The following is a 19492-nucleotide window of genomic DNA, read 5'->3' on the forward strand; positions in this document are numbered from 1 at the left end:
CCGTCACCGCCGCACTCGCCGACGGCACCCGGGTCGGTGACACGGAGACCCTCGCCTGGGTGGTCGGGGACGACGCCGATCCGTCGACGGTGACACCGGGGACGGGTGGGTGAGTTCGGCGCGGCCGAACAGCAGCGCGTAGCCGGAGGGGAGTTGGCGCAGGATGCGGGTGATCAGGTCGGGACCGGCGCAGGCGGCGACGGCGGAGAAGACGGATCCGGTGTCCCAGCGGGTGGTGGCCTGGGAGGCGCCGGTGCGGGCGGCGAGGTCCTTGACGAACGCCCAGCCGGTGAGGGGCTGGGAGTCGGGGATCTGGGCGGTGAGGATGCGTGCGGCCTCGAAGGGCAGGCGGGCGGCCAGTTCGGTGCGTTCGTCGCCGGTCAGCTGGCGTCCCAGTCCTGCGAGGACCAGGCGGACGGCTTCCTCGGCCTTCTCGCGGGTGGGGTAGGCGCCGTCGTAGCGGACCTTCTCCAGCATCTGCTCGTATGCCCTGTCGTAGGGCTGCGGGAACGGTGCGAGTCGGTCGGACATCACTGCGGTGGTTGCCTTTCTGTCACCAGGGTCGTGGTGCCGGTGTGCGGTCACCGGTGGGTGGGTGGTCAGGTGGGCTGGGGGCGGCCGAAGAGCAGGTCGTAACCCGCGGGGAGCTGGAGCAGGATCTGGCCCAGCAGATCGTCGCCGGCGGCGTCGGCGACCGTGGACAGGACGGCGCTGACGTCCCAGACCGCGGTCTGCTCGGTGGCGCCCTCGATCCAGGCCGCGGTCGCGCGGACGAACCGCTCCGGGGGCAGCGGCTCGGCGCTCTGCAACGGGTTGAGGAGGATCAGGGCGAAGCCTTCCGGCAGCCGCGCAGCCAGCTGGGCGCGTACCTCGCCGACCAGGTGTGCGCCCAGCAGGGCAAGCACCACACGGGCTGCGCGTTCGGCTTCCTGCTCCGTGCCGTACTCGCCGCGTTCCTTCACATGGGCGAGGAACGCTTCCCGTCGCACCGTCATGTCGGCCGCCACCCTTCCTCGGTCCAGGGGCGCGGAGGACGGGCAGGAGAGGCGAACAGATACCCGTCCTCCGCCGCCGTTCAGCCCTCATCGGGGCCGGTTCAGCCGGAGATTTCCTTGCGGCCGGGCCCGACGCCGATGGCGATCTTGCGGGGCTTGGCGCGCTCGGCGATCGGGATGCGCAGGGTGAGCACGCCCGCGTCGTAGTCGGCCTGGATGTGCTCGGTGTCCAGCGTGTCGGCCAGCACCAGCTGGCGGGAGAAGACGCCCAGCGGCCGCTCCGACAGTTCCATCTGTACGTCGTCGGCCTTCGCCACGGGCCGGCGCTCGGCCTTGACGGTCAGCATGTTCCGTTCGACGTCGATCTCGATCGCGTCCGCGCTGACGCCGGGTACGTCGAAGGCCACCACGTACCGGTCACCCTCGCGGTAGGCGTCCATGGGCATCGGCGACGGACGCGACCAGGTGCCGGGCACCATCAGCTGCTGGGCCAGCCGGTCGAGCTCACGGAAGGGGTCAGTGCGCATCAACATCGGAAAACACCTCCAGAAGGTTCAGGCAGTGGCTGCCAATGCGCCTCACTGAAACCGTTGTACCATGTCATCCAATGGATGACAAACACGGTGTCGTCTGAAGGATGACAACTGAGGGAGGCGCCCGTGACCCCGGCCGACCAGCCGGCTTCACCCAGCACCGATGCGAACAGTCCGGCGTCGTTCCTCGCCGCCGCGGCAGCCCTGGAGGCCATCGACGACGCCCTGCGCGCCGCCCGGCAGCAGGTCCAGGGCGCTCCCGGGGCTCACGAGGTCGGCACCGACGAGGCCCTGGCCTCCCTCCTCCTGCTGCGGCAGGTGCGCGAGCGGCTCGCCGGCTGGGAGACCGGCCTGATCGAAACCGCCCGCGACGCGGGAGCCAGCTGGGCCGACCTCGCCCACCCGCTCGGCGTCGCCAGCCGCCAGGCCGCCGAACGCCGCTACCTGCGCGGCCGTCCCGGCCCCGCCGGAACCACCGGCGAACAACGCGTCCAGGCCACCCGCGAACGTCGCGCCGCCGACCGCACCGCCGCCGTCTGGGCCCGCCGCAACGCCGCCGACCTGCGCCGCATCGCCGGCCAGATAACCGCCCTCACCGACCTACCGGACGCTGCTCGTCTCCCCCTCAGCCAACTCCACGCCGCCCTCGCCCACGACGACCCCGCCGACCTCATCCAGCCGCTCCACGCCACCCGCCCCCACCTCGCCACCACCCACCCCGACCTCGCCGCACAACTCGACACCATCACACCCTGCTGAGCCCGCACGAGGAGCCGGCGAGCGGGGATCGCCATGGTTCGGCCTGACCGACGTCATGCACGCGGACGTTCCGGGAGAGTCGGCATTCCACCGTGCCTGCGGCAACAGCCGTAGAGGGCTGGGACCGCCAGCGATGGGCGACCAGAGTCGATCACGAGACCGCTGGTGACCGGCGCCGGCTCGGCCGAGCTCCACGGCCACGGCCGGATCTTGAAGAGGTAGCCGCTCACTCGCAGTGAGCCCGGCCCGCGCGCAGCCGGTCGGGCCCACCGGCGAAGGGTCGGGGCCCTTGACCGAGGCATTCGCGCAGGTCAGCAGCCATCAGCCACTCATCGCGGCAGGTCAGCGACTTCACTGGTCTCTTCCGGGACACTGATCATGGCGGAGCCACCTGTTTCAGAACGCACCATCCGCGGCAGTCACTCAGCGTGGTACGGGCAGCGATACCTTTCGTGCCTCCGCCGCCCGTAGCGGGAGTACTCCTTGGGGAGAATCCGGGGAGTACCACCGCCACTGGGGAGCGTGTGGGGAGGATCGGCTGCACAACGCAGCACGGACCTGATAGACGCTGAAAGATCCATCTACGCAGATCAGAGGTACAATACTTCAAGTTTCCGCAGGTCAGGGGCTCCGGGTGGACGACTTGACGACGTAGGTCCCGAGGTCGTCGGCCTCGACGATCCCGGGCACGGAGCCGCCGGTCCGCAGTGGCTCGACATAGCGGGTTGCGACTACCTCTCTCAGGATCTTCCAAGGCTCCACATGCTCGCCTCCCTGTCTCCCGAGCAGTCCGTCAAGCGCGGTGCGGCCCTTGCTTCCGGCCTCGGGCATGAAGTGAGCACAGTAACCAAGCGTGACAGCCGGGAGAGCCGGGGCTCAGGGATGAACCGGGCCGCTGGGGCCGCGGTCGAGGCGAATCGACTGCATGATCGCGAACGTCGTGGTCCTGGTGAAGACCTCGATGTCGGCGCCGCCCAGCACGCCGGTGTATTTCGCGATGACGGGGGCGGCCGCCTGTTCGGTGACGGCGTCGAGGTGGGCCTGGACTGCGGCCCAGACGTTGTCTCCGTAGTGGCTGAAGATCGGTCCCGGGTTCACGGAGGCCAGCGCCTCGCGTGAGCTGGCCTCGATGTCGGCGATGTACTGCTGGTGCAACGCGACGTCCTGGCGGGTCGCCACCCGGCCCAGGTGCCCGCTGATCAGATGCGTCCATGGGTAGTCCAGCGCGATGGCCGGGGCGCCGGTGTACCCGATGACGTCGTCGCTGAGGTTGAGGTTGTAGATGGGGATCCAGCCGGCGTTGACCACGTCGATGAACATCAGGGTGTCGTGGTCGGGGAAGTGGATGTAGATGTTGTCCGGGGAGTGGTTGGGCCCGTGCCAGGCCAGTTCGACCCGTTCGCCGCCGACTTCCAGGGTGTGGTTCTCGGAGAAGGTCACGTCGGGAGCGGGACGGGCGGGGTCGTCGTCGCGCAGCAGCAGTCGGCGGGTCTCCTCGTGGCCGATGCGGACGATGTTCCCGTCGAACAGGGAGGAGGCTCCCAGGTGGTCCGCGTGGTGGTGCGAGTAGACCATGTGGGTGACCTGGTTGGTCAGGCCGTTGGCACTGGTGATCTCGTCCACGGCGCGCCGGATGTTGTGGCCGATGCTCGGGGGCGCGTCGAAGACGACGACGCCGTCAGGGGTGGTGAGGAACGCTGACATGTAGACGTTGTCGGTGACCGCGTAGAGGTTTCGCTGGACCTGCCACACGTGGTACCCGTGCTCGTTGAGAGCGGGCCCTTTCGCTATCGCCGGGACGGGGGCGTACTCGGGGAGGTCTGGGGCGCCGTCAGCGCCGGTGTCCGGTGGTGTCACTGGTTTCTCCCTGTGTCTTCGGCGCACGTCGCTGTCGGCCGTGCCGTGCGTGTCCGCGTGTCCGCGTGTCCGTCGTGACCACACGAAGAATCGCCGCCGGGCGGAGGGAGGGTCGTCACTGGATCTCGGTGATTCACCGTACTGACGCGGGCCACACCCGGCGGACCTCGAGCAGGACCAGGCCGAGGGCCTCCATCTCGGCGAGCACGCCGTAGAGTGCCGACTGGTCGAGCCAGCCGGTCAGTACCGTGTGCGGGCCCTTGTGCTCGGGCGTCACCCCCGCGAACGCCAGCAGCGTCACGTCGCCGAGCCGCCCCTCGACCCGGATCGTGTACAGGGCGGGTGTCCACTCCATGACCCCACCGTCGCGGGCGGGCAGGCTGAACCGCATCACATGGATCCGGTGAGCGTGGGCAAGGCCTGCGCGGCGTCCCGGAACGCGATCCCTCAGGTGCCGGCCCGTGCCGACGAAGTACCGGGCCGGCCGGGAGCGCCTCCTCGCGGTACCGGGGCCGGCGAATCACCGTGATCCAGTGATTACCCGTCACCGGGCTGCCGCCTAACGTCGTTGTCCTACGGCCGGTCGCCGGGGGTGTCCGAGACCCGAGGGCGGCTGCCGGAACGTCCCCAGCGGCCGATGCCGGTCCGCAGGCAGCTGCGCGTCGGCCGACCGATCGATCGTACGGCGAAGGAGAAGCGGGATGACTTTGGACAACGAGCAGATCGTCCGTCGGGCGTACAAGGCCGCGGAGGAGATGGACATGGCGGGATGGGTCGCGGCCTTCACCGAGGACGGCACGTTCACCGACGAGTCCATCGGCGTGACCTGGAAGGGCCCGGCCGAACTGCCGCAGCAGGTCGAGAACTACCACCGGGCCTTCCCGGACATGCACCGCGAGCTGATCCGGTTCTATGCCGACGGCGATGTCGTGGTGGTGCAGCTGGCTCTGCAGGGAACGCACCTGGGCCCGCTGCACCTGCCGGGCGGGACGCTGCCGCCGACCGGCAAGCGGATGGACGCGCCGTGCTGCGACGTCTTCGAGCTGGTCGACGGCAGGATCAAGCGGTTCGACTGCTACCCCGAAGGCACGGTCATCCTCACGCAGCTGGGTGTGTTCGGCAATCTCGACGCCGCGCTCGAACACTGACCCGCACGCCTTCGCGCCGGCGGTGAGCGCGGCCGTCCCGCATGCGCTCACCGCCGCCACGGTGTCCTCGGGGCCCGTGCCGACCCGCTCCAGGTCGGGGTCGGCGCCGCTGTGTCAGGGCGTGACCACGAGTTTGCGTGGTGCTCCGCTCCTGAGCCGCTCCCAGGTCCCGCTGATGTCTTCCAACCGGGTCTGCTCCAGCTCCATGGTGATCCGGCCGGCAGCCGCGTGGCCTGCCAGTTGCGCGTAGGCGGCCCGGCGCGCCTCGGCGGGCGTGGCGAACAGGCCGTGGCCCATGAGCGTGATCAGCCTGTTGCGGAGGACGGCGCCGGGGATCGTGGACGTGGCCCCCGCGGAGCTTCCGACCTGGATGTATCTGGCGCCGGGCCTGGCGTGGTTCATCGCGTGCGGAGCGTACCCGCCCCACAGGAAGTCGACGATCACGTCGTAGCCGCCGGGCGCCGCGGCGGCCAGCCCGGCATCGACTGCCTGCTGGTCCGCGAGGTCGACGACCGCGTCGGCGCCACGGTCGGTGAGGCGCCCGAGATCCTTTCCCCGGGCCGCCCCGACGACGAGGCCGGCGCCGAGGGCGCGGGCCGACTGCAGGGTCAGCCCGCCCGCCGAGCCGCCTGCCCCCAGCACCAGGACGCTCTCACCGGGCTGGAGGCGGGCGCGGTGGTCGAGCGCCAGCCATCCGGACATGCCGGCTACCCCGAGCGCGGCGGCCGACGTCGGGTCGAGGCCGTCCGGAACCGGGAAGGCGTCCGCATCCGGGACGGGTACCAGCTCGGCCAGGGCGCCGTACGGAGACGGCGGGGCCGTCACGTAGCGGCGGGTGCCGTCGGCGAGCTGTACGACCGCCTCGTAGCCGGCGACGCAAGGCGGCCGGAGCGGGCGAACCGGGAACTGGCCGTTGACGAATGCCAGGTCCAGCGGATTCAGGGACGCCGCGAGGAGGGTGCCGACCGAGAGGCCGGGACCGGGCTGTGGATCGTCGAACTGTTCGAGGGCCGGGGTGGCGCCGGGCCGGTGGACCACTGCCGCTCTCATGCGTTCCTCCCATCGATGACCGGGCAGGTTTCCGGTGGACTACACGGCCGCGCGGGCCGCGTCGGCGAGGTGCGCCGTCAGGAGCCGACCGGCCCGGTCGAGTGCCTCGGCCGCCTCGTCGAGGATCGGGTGGAAATTCTGGAAGACGTGCGGTACCTCGGGGGTCAGATCGAGAGTGACCGCGACATCGGCCGCGGCGGCCCGCTGCGCGAGGCGGACGGCGTCGTCCAGGAGGACCTCGTACGTGCCCGCCTGGATGACCAGGGGCGGCAGGCCCGCCAGATCGGCGAACACCGGGCTGATGAGGCCGAGGGCGGGGTCCTGTCCGGCCGTGTAGTCGATGACGCGCGGCCGGAGCAGTTCTCGGCTGAGCAGCGCGTCGACGCCGCTCTTGGTGTCCATCGTGGCCCCGGCCAGGGTGAGGTCGGCATACGGTGACATGAGCAAGGCAGCGGCCGGCAGGGGCAGCCCGTGATCGCGGGCGTTGACCATGGTGGCCACGGCGAGCCCGCCTCCGGCGGACTCGCCCGCGAGGAGGATGTCCGACGGCGCGGTGCCCTCCCGCAGGAGGGCTTCGTAGGCAGCGAGGGCGTCGTCGACCGCGGCCGGGTACGGGGCCTCGGGAGCGAGCCGGTAGTCGAGGGAGACGACCCTGGCCTGTGTCCGCCGGCCGATCTGCGAGGCCAGGTCGGCGGATTGGAACGCGTCCCCCAGGACGTACACGCCGCCGTGGAGGTACAGGACGACGTGGCGGGGTTCGATCCCGTCGATGGTGACATGGGCGGCCGGGACGCCGCCCAGTTCGCCTGCCGTCACGGACACGTCCGCAGGCAGCGGCCGCGCTGTCGCCCCCTCACGCAGCAGCCGGCGCTGCTCGTCGACGCTGCTGTCGGGGGAGATGGGTGAGCGTCGCAGGGCTGCCGCGAGGTTCTCTCGCTGCTCGGTACTCAACGCGGGATGTCCCTTCGGTCGTACCTGGTCAGGGGGCTCACCAGGTGGTCCGTACGCCGGCGCGTGTGCCCGTGCGGGACGGGCTGGGGCCAACTATGTGGCCGACGGGGGTGAGCAGGCGTCACTGGATCACCGTGATTCACGCGATGTGAGCACACGGATCGGCTCGCGGGCAGCGCTGCCTCTGACGCGATCCTCGCGGGCAGCGCTGCCTCTGACGCGATCCCGGCCGCGCCGAAGGAAGTGCCGCGATCGCCGGTCAGGAGGTGCCGGCGCCGTGGCTGTCGGGCTTCAGGTACGGCCGACGGACAGCAGCCTCAGTTCGCGGCCTCGTTCCACCGCTGCCGTCCGGCCGGCGGCCCCGAGCTTGGCGTAGATCCGGCGGATGTGGGTGTCGACGGTGTTCAGCGAGACCGACAGTTCCCCGGCGATCTCGCGGCGGGTGAGATTCGTCGGCAGGTAGCGCAGCACGCGCAACTCGCTTCTGCTGAGCTTCTCGACCGGCATCGTCACCGGCTGGTTCGCCCCGCCCCGCTCGGGACCGCGGAGGGCGTCGAGGATGTCGGTGACCAGGGCCGCGTGCGCGGTGCCGTGCCGCCCCACGGCTTCGAGGAGTCGGGCCGCGCCGGTCATCGCGAAGGGCAGGACCAGCCGGTCCGGCTCGGCGAGGTTCAGCGCCTGCTCGGCCGCCTCTCGGCAGGCGCGCTCGTCGCCCAGGTCGCGGCAGGCGAAGGCGTCGAGCAGATGCGTCTCGATGAGGGTGGTATGGGACAGAGCCGGGACCTCGCCACCGAGCACGGCGCGCAGTTCGCGGCGGGCGGCGGCGGGATCCTGCTCGGCCAGCAGGATCACCGCGGCCGCGTTGCGCATCTCGCCGACCGCGGCCCGGCGACCGTCGACAGCGGCCAGCGCGGCCCGCGCCTGCCCGACCATGCCGAGCCGGGCCAGAGTGGCGGTCTTCCACGCGTGCACACGGGTGGTCAGCCCGTGCTCGCTCACCATGAGCGCCTGCATCCGCTCGGCGGCGGCGAACTCCTCCAGCGCGCGGTGGCCGTGGCCGCGTGCCGCCCGACTCATCGCGGAGGTCAGGCACACCAGCAGCCGCACGCCCGGCTCGCCGTCGGCCTGCGTGGCGCGCCTGGCGCGCTCGAGCCAGTGTTCCGCGAGGTCGAACCGGCCCGTCCAGACCAGGGCGTGGGCGAGCGACGCCAGCGCCGGGGCGGTCACCGGCTCGGCCTCCCAGCCGTGCCGGGCCGCCAGCGCGACGGCCTCATCGCAGCGCTGCCGGGTCGCGGTGAAGGAGTGGCCGGCGGAGGCGAACCCGAGGTGGGCCAGGCAGGCCACCTCCAGATAGGGCCGGCCGATACGACGGGCGAGGGCGGCACCTGCCATGAGGTGCCGCTCGCTCTCGGCCAGCCGAAGCAACCACGCCTCGGTGACGCCCAGGTTCAGGAGCGCGACGGCTTTGAGGTCACTGCCGAGCTCGGTCTCGGCGCCCGTCCGGCCCTCGTCCGTGGCGAGCAGGGCCCTGGCTTGCTCGATGATGCTCTCGAAGTCCCCGCGCAGCCGCGCGCAGAGCAACTCCACGGAAGCGATGGCCACTTGAAGCCGGTGCCGGTGGGCGGCAGGCGTGGTGGCCGCGTACGCCCTGGCCTCGCGCAGATGCGCGTCGGCCTCCTTGAGACGCAGTTGGTGCTGGTGGGCGATGGCCCGCACCAGGGTCAGGTCGGGTGAATCCTCATCGGTGCGGGCGGGGAAGGCGCGCAGCAGGGCGGCGACGGTGCCGGCCTGCCCGTCGAGGGTGAGGCCGAGGGCGTGCTCGGTGAGCATGCGGGCCGCGTCGTCCCAGTCACCGGCCTCCTGGAGGTGGCCGATCGCGTCGGCGACGTGGCCACGCTCGGCAAGCCAGCGTGCGGCGAGCCGGTGCAGTCCGGCGATCTCCGCGGGCATCTTGCGGCGCAGCTCAAGCCGCAGCAGGTCGGCGAACATGCGGTGGTAGCGGAACCAGGTACGACCCGGATCCAGGGAGACGACGAATGCGTTCGCGTCCTCCAGGTCCAGCAGGATCCGTTCCGACCCCGCGCCTGCCGTCAGCAGGTCCGCGAGCTCGCCGTTGACCCGGTCCAGCACAGAGGTGCGCAGCAGCAGGCGAAGTACCTCCGGCGGCTGCCGCTCGAGCATCTCCGCCATCAAATACTCGGCGACCGTGCGATCGCTGCCGGAGAACTCGGCGACGAACCGTTCGGGGTCGGGGTGCCCGGCCAGGGACAGCACGGCGAGTCGCAGCCCGGCCGCCCAGCCCTCGGTCCGCTGGTGCAGCATCGCCGCCACGGGCTCGGGCACCGCGATTCCGGCGGCGGCGAGGAGTCGGCGGGTCTCGTGCTCGGTGAAGCGCAACTGCGCGGCGCGGATCTCGGCCAGGTCACCGGCCAACCGCAGCTTGTGCAGGCGCAGCGGCAGGTCATGGCGGGTGGCCACGATCGCGCGCACTCCCGAAGGCAGCCGCGTCAGGAACGCTGTGAGCTGCTCGGCGGCCTCGGGTGAGCTGAGCTCGTGCAGGTCGTCGATGACCAGGACGAAGGGATCGCAGGACTCCGCCAGCTCGGCGAGCACCTTGTCCATCATGGCGCTTCCGCCTGAGCCCGGTATCACCGGCGGCAACTGCGCACCGTCCTCGCCGGTGCCCGCCGAAGTCCGGATCGCGCCCAGCATGGTGAGCCAGAACAGCTGCATGTCGTGCTGGCCCGGCCGCACGGTCGTGAAGGCGACACGGAGATCCTGACCGGGCTGGTCCGCCCACGCGCGCAACAGCGACGTCTTCCCGGTGCCGGCGGGCGCCGAGATGATCGTGACCGGCTTCCGGACCGCCCGGTTCAGTGCCGCCATCAGATCGTGGCGCTGGATCGGCCCGGGCTCTGCCCGGGCCGGCGCGCGGCCCGAGCCCGCCGCGACGGGCAGGTCGATCATCGCACCCTCCCCTTGCTGTCGGGCCGGCGAACAGGGCCCCGGGGTCAAGAGAGAAGTTCGGGGCCAGGCTACCAGCCCGTGGATCACCGTCCAGGTCACAGGCGTTGAGCGTCAGCGGCAGTGCTGTTCCGACGGGTCAGGCCGCCTGGTGAGAGAGCGTGCCCTCCAACTCGCCTTCCCCGCCGGGGTGAACCTCCGTGCGGTCGGGTCCAAGGAGACCACGGAGTACCGGTACGACATCCTCGACGACCCCGGGCTGCCCCACCTGGGCGAACACACATTCATCATCCGGGACCCCGGACCCACGCTGGCCTCCCACTACGCCATGAACCCGCACTTCACTTGCGATGAAGTCGGCTACGAGCACCAGGTCGCGATATTCGACCTGGTCAGAAATTCCACCGGCCGCGTTCCGCTGGTCATGGAAGCAGAGAGGCTCGTCAAGGAGCCCGAGCAGGTGATCCGGCACTACTGCCGGGAAACCGGAATCCCGTTCCGGGCATCCGCCCTGTCCTGGGAGCCGGGTGAACAGCAGGCGTGGAGCCGGACCGGCGAATGGCACCAGGCCGTCGCCCGAAGCACCGGCTTCCACTCGGCGGAGAGCACCTATCCCGTAAGCGTCGACAACAACGCGATGCTGGCGAAATACCATTCTCACCACATGCGCTTCTATGAAATTCTGCGGTCCCACGCGTTCACCACCGAAACGCACGCACAGCCCGCCCGGGACTTCCGGTAGTCACTCCCCGAGCGTGCAGGGAAACGGCCGCAGCCATGCGTTCCACCCCGCGAACCGGTCGGCGACCGTCAGGGGGTACAGCCTGTCCGCGGGGTGGACGGTGGCCGGCAGGACGAGGAACTCGCCGCATCATGAGAGGCGAAGCGGGAGGTGCGATGAACGACGGCGCGATGAAAGAGCTCGGCCTGGCCGACTACCGGGACCTGGTCCAGTCCCTCAAGTACTGCGTGCTGATCCACGACGCCGCCACCTACGAGATCCTCTGGGCCAACCGCGCGGCCTGCGCCCTGCTCGGCTGGTCCATCGACGAGCTGAAGCCGCTGAAGGCGCCGGACATGAGCAAGAACGCCCAGCAGTACACCCGTGAGCTGGGGCACCGCTGGCTGCGCGGGGCCGTCGAGCACGGGGTCAGCGCCACCGAGTGGTGCTATCGCTCCAAGCTCGGCGAGGAGGTCCTCACCGAGGCCATCGCGATCCTGGTCGACCTCCCGTCCCGACCGGTGATCATGGTCCAGTTCCGGGACATCGCCGAGGAGAAGGCCGTCCGGCGCGACCTGTTCCGCACCGAGGGCAGGCTCCGGGCGTTCCTGGCGAGCCTCGCCGAGGGCATCGTCGTACTCGACGACGAGGGGCGGGTCATCTTCGCCAGCGAGTCGGCCGCCAGGCAGCTCGGCCCGGACCTCCCCGGGGCCGACTTCGCGGACTACTGCTGCGACGGGCCGGTACCCGCCGACGCGGGCCGCTACCGGTTCGCCGAGCCCGGCGGCGGGGGCCGCGGGGGCGGCGAACCCCGCTGGTACGCGGTCACCCGCCAGTACATCGACATCGAGAGCGACCTGCGCGGCCATCTGCTGCTCTTCTACGACATCACCGACCGGGTGCGGGAAGAGGAGGAGCACCGCCGCGACACCCAGCGCCTGGAGCATCTGGCCCGGTACAACGCCATGGGGGACATGGCGATGGCCATCGCGCACGAGGTCAGCCAGCCGATCGCCGCCGCCTACAACTTCGTGGAGGGCGCCCGCGGGCGGCTCCGGGCACAGCAGCCGGCGGGGGCCGACACCGACTCCGTCCTGTGGGGCCTGGACAACGCCCGCCGGCAGATAGAACGGGCCAGCAGGATCCTCGACAGCCTGCGGCAGTACGTGGGCCGGCTGGAGCACTCCGAGCAGCTGACCGACCTGGGGGCGATCGTCGAGGACTGCCGGTACTTCATCGAGCTGCGCGCCCAGGGCTCCGCCGTGCGCGTCGACTTCGACCTGACGGCCGAGCCCCTGCCGGTGCGCTGTGAGAACGTCCTCATCGGCCAGGTCGTGATGAACCTCGCCTTCAACGGCATCGAGGAGATGGCGACCTGGCCGCCGCAGCGGCGGCGGGTGGAGCTGGCCACCAGACGCTCGCCGGACGGGGACTGGGCCGAGCTCGTGGTACGGGACCACGGGCAGGGCCTCTCGGGCGTGGCCGGCGACCGCATCTTCGACGGGGTGTTCACCGGCAAGGCGAACGGCAGCGGAATCGGGCTGGCGCTCAGCCACCGGATCATCACCCGGCACGGCGGCCGTATCTCCGCCGCCGAGGGCGAACCGGAGGGAGCGGTGTTCTCCTTCGCACTGCCGACGGCCCGGCCGCAATAGGGGATTCCCTTACCCGGTGAAGGGAAATACCGGCCGGTCCGCGCGGAATCCCGGGTTGTCCCGGTCAGTGACGACCGCCTAGCCTTTTGCGAAGGATTCCCGCGACATTCGGGACAATCGAGGTATCGAGGCATCGAGGTATCGCCCATGGGGAACCAGCGGGAACAGGTGCGGAACACCCTCGACCGATACCTGCGGCTGTGCGACGTTCCCGTCCGGGACGGCACGGCGGGCGGACTCGGCGAGCTGTTCACCGACGACGCCGTCTGGGAGGGCGTCGGCCCGGAGTACGCCGGTGAGTTCGGCCGGATGGAAGGCAGGGCGGCCATCCTGGCGATGCTCGCCGGGTATCTGCCGCCCAGCCCGCACTTACGGGAGAACGTCCATCTGCTCTTTCCCGGGACCCTCGACCTGCGGGCCGGCACCGCTCGCGGGACCTGGCTGATGCAGCAGTTGTCCCGCTACCCGTCGGGCGCCGCCGAGCTGCGGGTGGCGCGGCTGGACGTGACGTTCCGCCTCGCTCCGGACGGGCCGCCCCGGATCTCGCTGTTCCGCACCGAGCGGGTGTTCAGCACCCCGCTGACGAAGGAGGCGGCGTGACCGGCGACGCCAGGACCATGCTCCTGACCTGCTACGCGGACACCCACGGCTACGGCTGGCACCATGTGGACCTGTTCACGCACGACCGCACGGGCCGCGAGGTCAACTGGGTGCACTGGCAGGTCGACGAGGACGGCCCGGCCGGCGCCGACCGGGCCACCGCCCGGGTCGAGCCGGAGCTGCGCCGGACCACGGAGTGGCGGCACGGGATCAGCGCCGACGGCAGCGAGTACTGGACCGCACAGGCCGCCTGGGGGTGACCGCAATGGCCGGGACGACCGGGACGACCGCGCAGAGCATCGTCTACATCGTCGACGACGACCGCGAGCTGTGCACCTCCCTGGCCTGGCTGCTGGAGTCGGTGCGGATCCAGGCGGTCTGCTTCACCGACGTCGGCTCCTTCCTGGAGTCCTACGATCCGGACCGGCCCGCCTGCATGGTCCTGGACGTGCGGATGCCCGAGGTCGGCGGCTTCCAGTTGCAGGAGATCCTCAACCGGGCCGGGTCGGCGATCCCGGTCGTGTTCGTCTCCGCGCACGGCGACATCCGGATGTCGGTGCGCGCCCTGCAGAACGGTGCGGTGGACTTCCTGGAGAAGCCCTACGACCCCCAGCACATGCTGGAGGTCGTCCAGCAGGCGCTGCGCACCGCGCAGGAGCGGTTCGCGCAGGCCTCCCGAACGCGGCGGCTGCGGGCGCGACTCGACCAGCTCAGCCCGCGTGAGCTGGAGATCCTGCGGATGGTGATCGACGGCGTGCCCAGCAAGAACATCGCGTCCCGGCTCGGGATCAGCGTCAAGACCGTCGACGTGCACCGCACCCGTATCCGCGAGAAGGCCGGCGCCGAGAGCATGGCCACCCTGGTCCGCGACGTGCTCCAGCACGGCGTCGTGCTGCCTTCGCCATGAGGGCCGGGGCCGTAAAGAAATCCTTACCCCGGTAGGAAGAACCCTGCGGACGAATTCGGTAAACCCTGATTGTCGCTGATTCTCGGACGCCTATACGCTCCCGCCCAATCCTCATCGGAGACGGGAGTCGGATATGGCTCAGGAAACTCAGGCAACTCAGGTAACTCCACAAACTCAGCAAACCCAGGAAACCGTCGACGCTATTGCGGCACAGCGGATCCGTACCGCCCTCCGCTTTTCCGCGGTGATGTGCCTCTTCTTTTTCCCGCTGCCCCTCCTCGGTCTGTTCACCTCGGCGCTGGACGGTGCCGTCGTCGGCGGGCTGACCTGGGCCTGGATCTACGCGTTCGCGCAGTTCGCGGTGGCGCTCCTGCTGGCCACCCGGTACACGGCGAGCGCCGCGCGGCTGGACGCGGCGCTCGGCGCGGCCCTCCGGCAATCACCGAAGAAAGGCTGACGGCGATGGACTCCGTCTCGGCAGTGATATTCACCGGCCTGGTGCTGGTCACCCTCGTCATCACGTATGCGGCGGCTCGGCGCAGCACATCGGCCGCGGACCACTTCGTCGCCGGCGGTCAGCTCTCCGGACGTCAGAACGGCCTCGCCATCGCGGGCGACTACATTTCCGCGGCGTCGTTCCTCGGCGTCACCGGAGCGATCGCACTCGGCGGATTCAACGGCTTCTACCTGGCCGTGTTCGTCCCCGTCGCCTATCTGCTGACGCTGCTCCTGGTCGCCGAACCGCTGCGCAACCTCGGCCGCTTCACCCTGGCCGACGTGCTGGCCGCCCGGTTCCCCGGTCGTACCGTCCGCAGCGCCATGGCCGTCAGCACCGTCGTCGTCAGCACGGTGTACCTGATCGCCCAGTTCGTGGGCGCGGCCCTGCTGGTCACCGCGCTCTTCGACATCGACTACCCGGTCGCCGTCCTCGTCATCGGCGGCCTCACCACGGTCTACACCCTGCTCGGCGGGATGCTCGCGACGAGCTGGATCCAGATCGTCAAGACCGGCCTGATGCTGGCGTGCACGGTCACCCTGTTCGTGCTGGTCCTGTACAGGTACGACTTCAACCCGCTCGGCGCGTTCGACGACGCCCTGCACACGGTGGGCCGGCAGGCGGTGGCCCCCGCCCGGACCACCGCACTGGCCGGGTTCGACCAGCTGTCCATGGTGGTCGGCCTGGTGCTCGGCGTGCTCGGGCTGCCCCATGTCATGATCCGGTTCCTCACCGTCCCGGACGCCCGGTCCGCGCGGTCCTCGGCCGTCACCGCCCTCTGGGTCTTCGCCGCCTTCTATCTGATGGTCCCGGTGCTCGGCTACGGCGCCGCCCAGCTCGTCGGCCAGGACGCGATCGCCGAGAAGCACCCCGCCGGCAACCTGGCGGTCGTCCAGCTCGCGGAGACGCTCGGCGGCAACCTGCTCCTCGCGGTGGTGGCGGCGGTCGCCTTCGTCACCATTCTCGCCGTGCTCTCCGGACTGGTGATGGCCGTCTCGGGCGCCATCGCCCACGACCTCTACGGTCAGGTCGTCAAGCGCGGCACGGCGACGCCCCGCGGCGAACTGGCCGCGGGCCGCGTCGCGACCCTCGCCACCTGCGCGGTCGGGGTGCTGATCGCGCTCGCCGCGGAACGGCAGAACATCGCCTTCCTGGCCTCGCTCGCCTTCGCCGTCGCCGCGAGCGCCAACCTTCCGGCGCTGCTGCTGACGATCTACTGGCGGCGGATGACCGCGCGGGCGGTGATCAGCGGGATGGCGGTCGGACTCGTCGTCTCCCTCGGGATCATCCTGCTCGGCCCCGCGGTGAGCGGCTCGGACGCGGTGATCGGCATCTCCAACCCCGCCCTGGTGTCGCTGCCGCTCAGCCTGCTCGTCTCGGTGCTGGCCGCACTGCTCCTCCCCGACCGCGGCGAGGCGGCCGCCACCGGGCGCTCCGTCTTCCGCTCGATGCGGCTCAAGGCCCTGACCGGAGCCGGCTGACATGACAGGAACCGACAGGACAGGAACCGGCATGACAGGGAAGGGAATCGGCATGGACGAGATCAGAATCAGATCGACCACGGTCACGGGAGCGGACGGAGTACCGCTGCACGTGCTCGACGCGGGACCCGAGGGCGCCCCGGCCGTCGTACTGCTCCACGGCTTCGCCCAGTCCGCCCGCAGCTGGCTGCCCCAGCTCGCCGCGGCCAGGTCGATCCGGGTGGTCGCCCCGGATCTGCGCGGCCACGGCGACTCCGGGAAGCCCGACGACGGCTATCCGGACGAGCGGGTGTGGGCCGACGACGTGGCGGCGGTGATCGCGGGACTGCGGCTGGAGAGTCCCGTGCTGGGCGGCTGGTCCTACGGCGGCCTGGTGGCCCTGGACTACCTCGCGGTGCACGGCGACTCGGCGCTGTCCGGGCTGGTCACCGTGGGTGCGAGCCTGCTGGCGGGGGTGCCCGGTGCGGAGCGGATGTTCGGCCCGGAGTTCGTGGCGCTGCTGCGCGAGCTGACGGACGACGACCCGGAGACGACGGTGACGGCCCGCCGCAAGCTGCTCGACGTGACGGTCGAACGCCCGCTCGCCGAGGACACGGCACAGGCCCTGCTGGACGCCGGTCTGCGGACGCCGCCCCGGGTCTGCGTCGCCCTGCTGCAACGCCCGCTGGACCGCTCCGCGACGGCGGCCGGGGTCTCGGTGCCGTGGCTGGTCGTCCAGGGCGCCCGGGACCGGGTCGTGCTGCCCGCCGCGGCGGCACACATCGCCGCCGTCCAGCCGGCCGCCGAGGTCCAGCTGTGGGAAGGCACGGGGCACTCCCCCTTCCTGGAGGAACCCGACCGGTTCAACGAGCAGTTGACGGCCTTCGTCGGGCGTTCCGCCTCCGGCGGCTAGCGGCGGTCCGGCGGCGGACCGAGGTCAGTGGCCGGTGTCGCGGCTCTCGATGCGGAAGCCGAAGGGCAGCGTGCCCGGGTCGAGGGCCGTGATTCCGCCGTCGACCGTGAGGGTCGCGCCGTTGACGAAGGAGTCGGCGGGCGACAGCAGCCAGGCGATCGCCTCGGCGACCTCGGCCGGGTCGCCGGGGCGGGCGGTGGGCACCAGTTTCGTGGCCTCCGCGTACGCCTCGTCGACCCCTCCGTCCAGTCCCTCCTCCGCCGCGAAGCGGGCCATGCGTCCGTCGGCCATCTCGGTGCGCACCCAGGTGGGGCACACGGTGTTGGCCCGCACCCCCTGGCTGCCGTAGTCGACGGCCACCGAGCGGCACAGCTGGAGCAGCGCGGCCTTGGAGGTGGCGTACGCGGCGTTGCCCCAGCCGTTGCGCAGCGCCGCGACGGAGGCGACCGCGACGACCGCGCCGCGGGCCGCCAGCAGGTGCGGGAGGGCGGCGCGCAGGGTCTGGAACGGGCCGGTGAGGTTGGTGCGCAGCACCTCGTCCCAGGTCTCGTCCGAGAGGTCGCCGACCGCGCCGCTGCGGCCGATGCCCGCGTTGAGGACGAGTCCGTCGAGCCGGCCGTGGCGGGCGACCGCGGTGTCGATCAGGTCCTGGATCGCCGCCGGGTCGGAGAGGTCGCCGGGGTGCGCCAGCGCGCCGGTCTCGTCGGCCACCCGCCGCAGCGGCTCGGGCCGCCGCCCGCCGATGACGACGTGGTGTCCGGCGGCCCGCAGCAGCCGGGCGGTGGCGGCGCCGATGCCGGTACCGCCGCCGGTCACCACGACAACTCGCTCGTCGGCCATGGCCGTCGGTACTCCTCGCGGGATCAGAAGCAGGGGATCAAGCGCTGTGCTGCACTGTGCTGCGCTGTGATCTTAGGCCGGTGGCCCTTCGCCTCCCGCGATTTCAGGCCAGGGGATTCGGCAACGGCAGATAGCGCGCGTCGGCGCCGTCCGCGCCGGTCCAGCGCAGCAGCAGGTTGGTCTTGCCGGGCAGGGTCGGGGCGGCGAGCAGCTCGGCGGCCTCGGGCAGCCCGTGCCGGCCCAGCTCCCGCCGTGCCGCGGGCCACGGATCGAACCCGGGGTGGCGCTCGGCGAGCGCGGCGGCGACCTCGGCCAGGTGGTTGACGACCAGGCAGTACACCAGCCGCTCCCAGCCGGCGGCCCGCTCCACGTCGGCCAGCAGCTTGACCCCTTCGGCGTCCCGGTACAGCGCCTGTACCGGCATGCCGTCGGCGTCGACGGCGACCAGGGTGTTCTGCAGATGCGCTTCGAGGACGACGCCGTGCTCGGCGAAGGCGGTGAGGGCCGGGGGTACGACCGCCCGCAGGTACGCCTCCCACCAGGCGCCCGGGTCCGCCGCAGCGGCCAGCGGGTCGCCGTCGAAGCCCTCCACCAGGCCGGCGGCGAGCAGCGGGGTGGCCCCCGGCAGCAGCGGTCCGCGCAGCCCGTCCCGGACCAGCACGGCGAGTTCCTCGAAGGCGAAGCGTGCGGTGCGGTAGCCGCGGTCGCCGAGCCAGCCGGCGGGGCCGTCCATCGCCGTGAACGCGGCGGTCGCGGCCGCGTTGGTACGGCGTAGCTTCCGCAGGTCGTGCGCCCAGAGGCGGCGGATGTCGTTGGTGATCCGGACGTCCAGGCTGAACTTCAGGAAGAGGTCCCGCTCCGGCTCGTACACGGTGCGGATCGCGGCCGTCGGCCAGGTCGTGAAGGCGGTCTCGCCGAGGCGCAGCAGCCGCCCGTCCGCGAATGCCGGGGCCAGGTCGCGGGCGACCAGGTCGAGCTGCCAGGGGTGGGCGGGCAGCAGCCGGTAGCCCCGCGGTACGGCGGCCGACGCGTCCAGTGCGTCCAGCGCGGCGGTGTCGCCCTCCTCCACCACCTCGTCCGCGCGCACCGCGAGCAGCACCAGCGGGAACCGGGCGTGCGCCTCGGGGGCGTACGGCAGCCAGCCGGCGACCGGGCCGCCGCCGCGTGCCTTGGGGGCGGGGTGGTAGGGATGGCCGGTGATGAGGGACTGCTCCGAACGCAGATACGGGTCGTCGGGCGCCGTCGCCCGGGCGCGTGCCGTGAGCAGCGCGGCGACCGCGTCCCGGCTGTCGATCATCTCGGTCGGCAGGTCGCCGTTGGACAGCCCGGTGTGCCGGCGCAGTACCTCGGCGACGAGTTTCACCAGCTCGGCATGGCCGATGCGGTGCCAGGTGCCGTCCGCGTACAGCTCGGGCGCGGCGGGCCGGCGTGCGCCGCGCACCCGCAGCAGCCGGCCGCCGCCGGGCAGCCGGTAGACCCGCGACGGCCCTTCCCCGGCGTCCGGGAGCGGCTGGGCCACCTCCCGCAGCAGGCAGTTGAGCAGGGGCGCGGCAGCGTACGCGTCGGCGCGTTCGCCGACGGCATCGCTGGGGGGCATGAGGTCCACGCGTTCCATTCGTTCCGTGCGTCTCGTTCCGTGCGTC

19 protein-coding genes and 2 pseudogenes are annotated in these 19492 nt (G+C 71.4%); 10 read left to right on the forward strand and 11 right to left on the reverse strand.

The features are described 5' to 3' along the window. Positions 1 to 108 precede the first annotated feature (108 nt). From ACWGKQ_RS48040 to ACWGKQ_RS48050, 3 genes and pseudogenes are all read right to left on the reverse strand, one after another. Positions 109 to 531, reverse strand: a pseudogene (locus tag ACWGKQ_RS48040) (DUF2267 domain-containing protein); the annotation flags it as partial. Between the two features lie 68 nt (positions 532 to 599). After that, a complete protein-coding gene (locus tag ACWGKQ_RS48045) occupies positions 600 to 995 on the reverse strand; it encodes a DUF2267 domain-containing protein (RefSeq protein ID WP_453298432.1) in 396 nt (131 codons plus the stop codon). Between the two features lie 101 nt (positions 996 to 1096). After that, a complete protein-coding gene (locus ACWGKQ_RS48050; protein ID WP_453298433.1) occupies positions 1097 to 1528 on the reverse strand; it encodes an Hsp20/alpha crystallin family protein in 432 nt (143 codons plus the stop codon). Positions 1529 to 1654: 126 nt separating this feature from the next. Here ACWGKQ_RS48050 and ACWGKQ_RS48055 point away from each other — a divergent pair, with 126 nt between their 5' ends. After that, positions 1655 to 2287, forward strand: a complete 633-nt coding sequence (locus ACWGKQ_RS48055) for a type III effector protein (protein WP_453298434.1) — start codon at positions 1655 to 1657, stop codon at positions 2285 to 2287. A 642-nt stretch (positions 2288 to 2929) separates the two neighbouring features. Here the strand turns inward: ACWGKQ_RS48055 and ACWGKQ_RS48060 are convergent. The 3 genes and pseudogenes from ACWGKQ_RS48060 to ACWGKQ_RS48070 form a co-directional block, all read right to left on the reverse strand. Further along, positions 2930 to 3034: pseudogene (locus ACWGKQ_RS48060) on the reverse strand (HipA family kinase); the annotation flags it as partial. 129 nt (positions 3035 to 3163) lie between these two features. Continuing rightward, complete coding sequence (locus ACWGKQ_RS48065) at positions 3164 to 4144, reverse strand: MBL fold metallo-hydrolase (protein ID WP_453298435.1); 981 nt, start codon at positions 4142 to 4144, stop codon at positions 3164 to 3166. A 133-nt stretch (positions 4145 to 4277) separates the two neighbouring features. Further along, positions 4278 to 4499 (reverse strand): hypothetical protein, encoded by a 222-nt coding sequence (locus ACWGKQ_RS48070; RefSeq protein WP_453298436.1) that lies wholly within the window; start codon positions 4497 to 4499, stop codon positions 4278 to 4280. Positions 4500 to 4845: 346 nt separating this feature from the next. Here ACWGKQ_RS48070 and ACWGKQ_RS48075 point away from each other — a divergent pair, with 346 nt between their 5' ends. Further along, complete coding sequence (locus ACWGKQ_RS48075; protein WP_453298437.1) at positions 4846 to 5292, forward strand: nuclear transport factor 2 family protein; 447 nt, start codon at positions 4846 to 4848, stop codon at positions 5290 to 5292. A gap of 114 nt (positions 5293 to 5406) precedes the next feature. Here ACWGKQ_RS48075 and ACWGKQ_RS48080 read toward each other — a convergent pair whose 3' ends face one another. The 3 genes from ACWGKQ_RS48080 to ACWGKQ_RS48090 all read right to left on the reverse strand — a co-directional run bounded on the left by ACWGKQ_RS48080 (position 5407) and on the right by ACWGKQ_RS48090 (position 10260). Next, positions 5407 to 6342, reverse strand: a complete 936-nt coding sequence (locus ACWGKQ_RS48080; RefSeq protein WP_453298438.1) for a quinone oxidoreductase family protein — start codon at positions 6340 to 6342, stop codon at positions 5407 to 5409. 39 nt (positions 6343 to 6381) lie between these two features. Continuing rightward, a complete protein-coding gene (locus ACWGKQ_RS48085) occupies positions 6382 to 7293 on the reverse strand; it encodes an alpha/beta hydrolase (RefSeq protein WP_453298439.1) in 912 nt (303 codons plus the stop codon). Positions 7294 to 7584: 291 nt separating this feature from the next. Further along, positions 7585 to 10260: a LuxR C-terminal-related transcriptional regulator gene (locus ACWGKQ_RS48090; RefSeq protein WP_453298440.1), complete on the reverse strand. Its 2676-nt coding sequence runs from the start codon at positions 10258 to 10260 to the stop codon at positions 7585 to 7587. A gap of 148 nt (positions 10261 to 10408) precedes the next feature. On the opposite strand from ACWGKQ_RS48090, the gene ACWGKQ_RS48095 reads away from it, so the two are divergent. From ACWGKQ_RS48095 to ACWGKQ_RS48130, 8 genes are all read left to right on the forward strand, one after another. After that, a complete protein-coding gene (locus ACWGKQ_RS48095; RefSeq protein WP_453298441.1) occupies positions 10409 to 10999 on the forward strand; it encodes a sulfotransferase-like domain-containing protein in 591 nt (196 codons plus the stop codon). Positions 11000 to 11130: 131 nt separating this feature from the next. Further along, complete coding sequence (locus ACWGKQ_RS48100) at positions 11131 to 12633, forward strand: ATP-binding protein (protein WP_453298442.1); 1503 nt, start codon at positions 11131 to 11133, stop codon at positions 12631 to 12633. A 147-nt stretch (positions 12634 to 12780) separates the two neighbouring features. Then, positions 12781 to 13233 carry a nuclear transport factor 2 family protein gene (locus ACWGKQ_RS48105; protein ID WP_453298443.1) on the forward strand — a complete coding sequence of 151 codons (453 nt, stop codon included), beginning with the start codon at positions 12781 to 12783 and terminating at the stop codon, positions 13231 to 13233. Beyond that, positions 13230 to 13493: a hypothetical protein gene (locus tag ACWGKQ_RS48110; protein WP_453298444.1), complete on the forward strand. Its 264-nt coding sequence runs from the start codon at positions 13230 to 13232 to the stop codon at positions 13491 to 13493. The genes ACWGKQ_RS48105 and ACWGKQ_RS48110 overlap by 4 nt, the downstream gene beginning before the upstream one ends. Positions 13494 to 13498: 5 nt before the next feature. Beyond that, positions 13499 to 14140 (forward strand): response regulator transcription factor, encoded by a 642-nt coding sequence (locus ACWGKQ_RS48115; RefSeq protein ID WP_453298445.1) that lies wholly within the window; start codon positions 13499 to 13501, stop codon positions 14138 to 14140. A gap of 133 nt (positions 14141 to 14273) precedes the next feature. Continuing rightward, positions 14274 to 14597, forward strand: coding sequence for a DUF485 domain-containing protein (locus ACWGKQ_RS48120; RefSeq protein WP_453298446.1), 324 nt, complete (start codon positions 14274 to 14276; stop codon positions 14595 to 14597). A 5-nt stretch (positions 14598 to 14602) separates the two neighbouring features. Beyond that, on the forward strand, positions 14603 to 16117 hold the full coding sequence (locus ACWGKQ_RS48125; RefSeq protein WP_453298447.1) for a solute symporter family protein: 1515 nt from the start codon (positions 14603 to 14605) through the stop codon (positions 16115 to 16117). 31 nt (positions 16118 to 16148) lie between these two features. After that, entirely contained in the window at positions 16149 to 17009 is an 861-nt protein-coding gene (locus tag ACWGKQ_RS48130) for an alpha/beta fold hydrolase (protein ID WP_453298448.1), read from the forward strand. 24 nt (positions 17010 to 17033) lie between these two features. On the opposite strand, the gene ACWGKQ_RS48135 is transcribed toward ACWGKQ_RS48130, so the two are convergent. Together ACWGKQ_RS48135 and ACWGKQ_RS48140 are read right to left on the reverse strand one after the other, a co-directional pair. Continuing rightward, on the reverse strand, positions 17034 to 17849 hold the full coding sequence (locus ACWGKQ_RS48135) for an SDR family NAD(P)-dependent oxidoreductase (protein WP_453298449.1): 816 nt from the start codon (positions 17847 to 17849) through the stop codon (positions 17034 to 17036). Between the two features lie 103 nt (positions 17850 to 17952). Further along, the gene (locus tag ACWGKQ_RS48140) at positions 17953 to 19464 is read right to left on the reverse strand and encodes an IucA/IucC family protein (RefSeq protein WP_453298450.1); all 1512 of its coding nucleotides are present in this window, start codon (positions 19462 to 19464) and stop codon (positions 17953 to 17955) included. Positions 19465 to 19492: the final 28 nt, after the last annotated feature.

The sequence above is a fragment of the Streptomyces sp. NPDC054770 genome, from assembly GCF_053611985.1.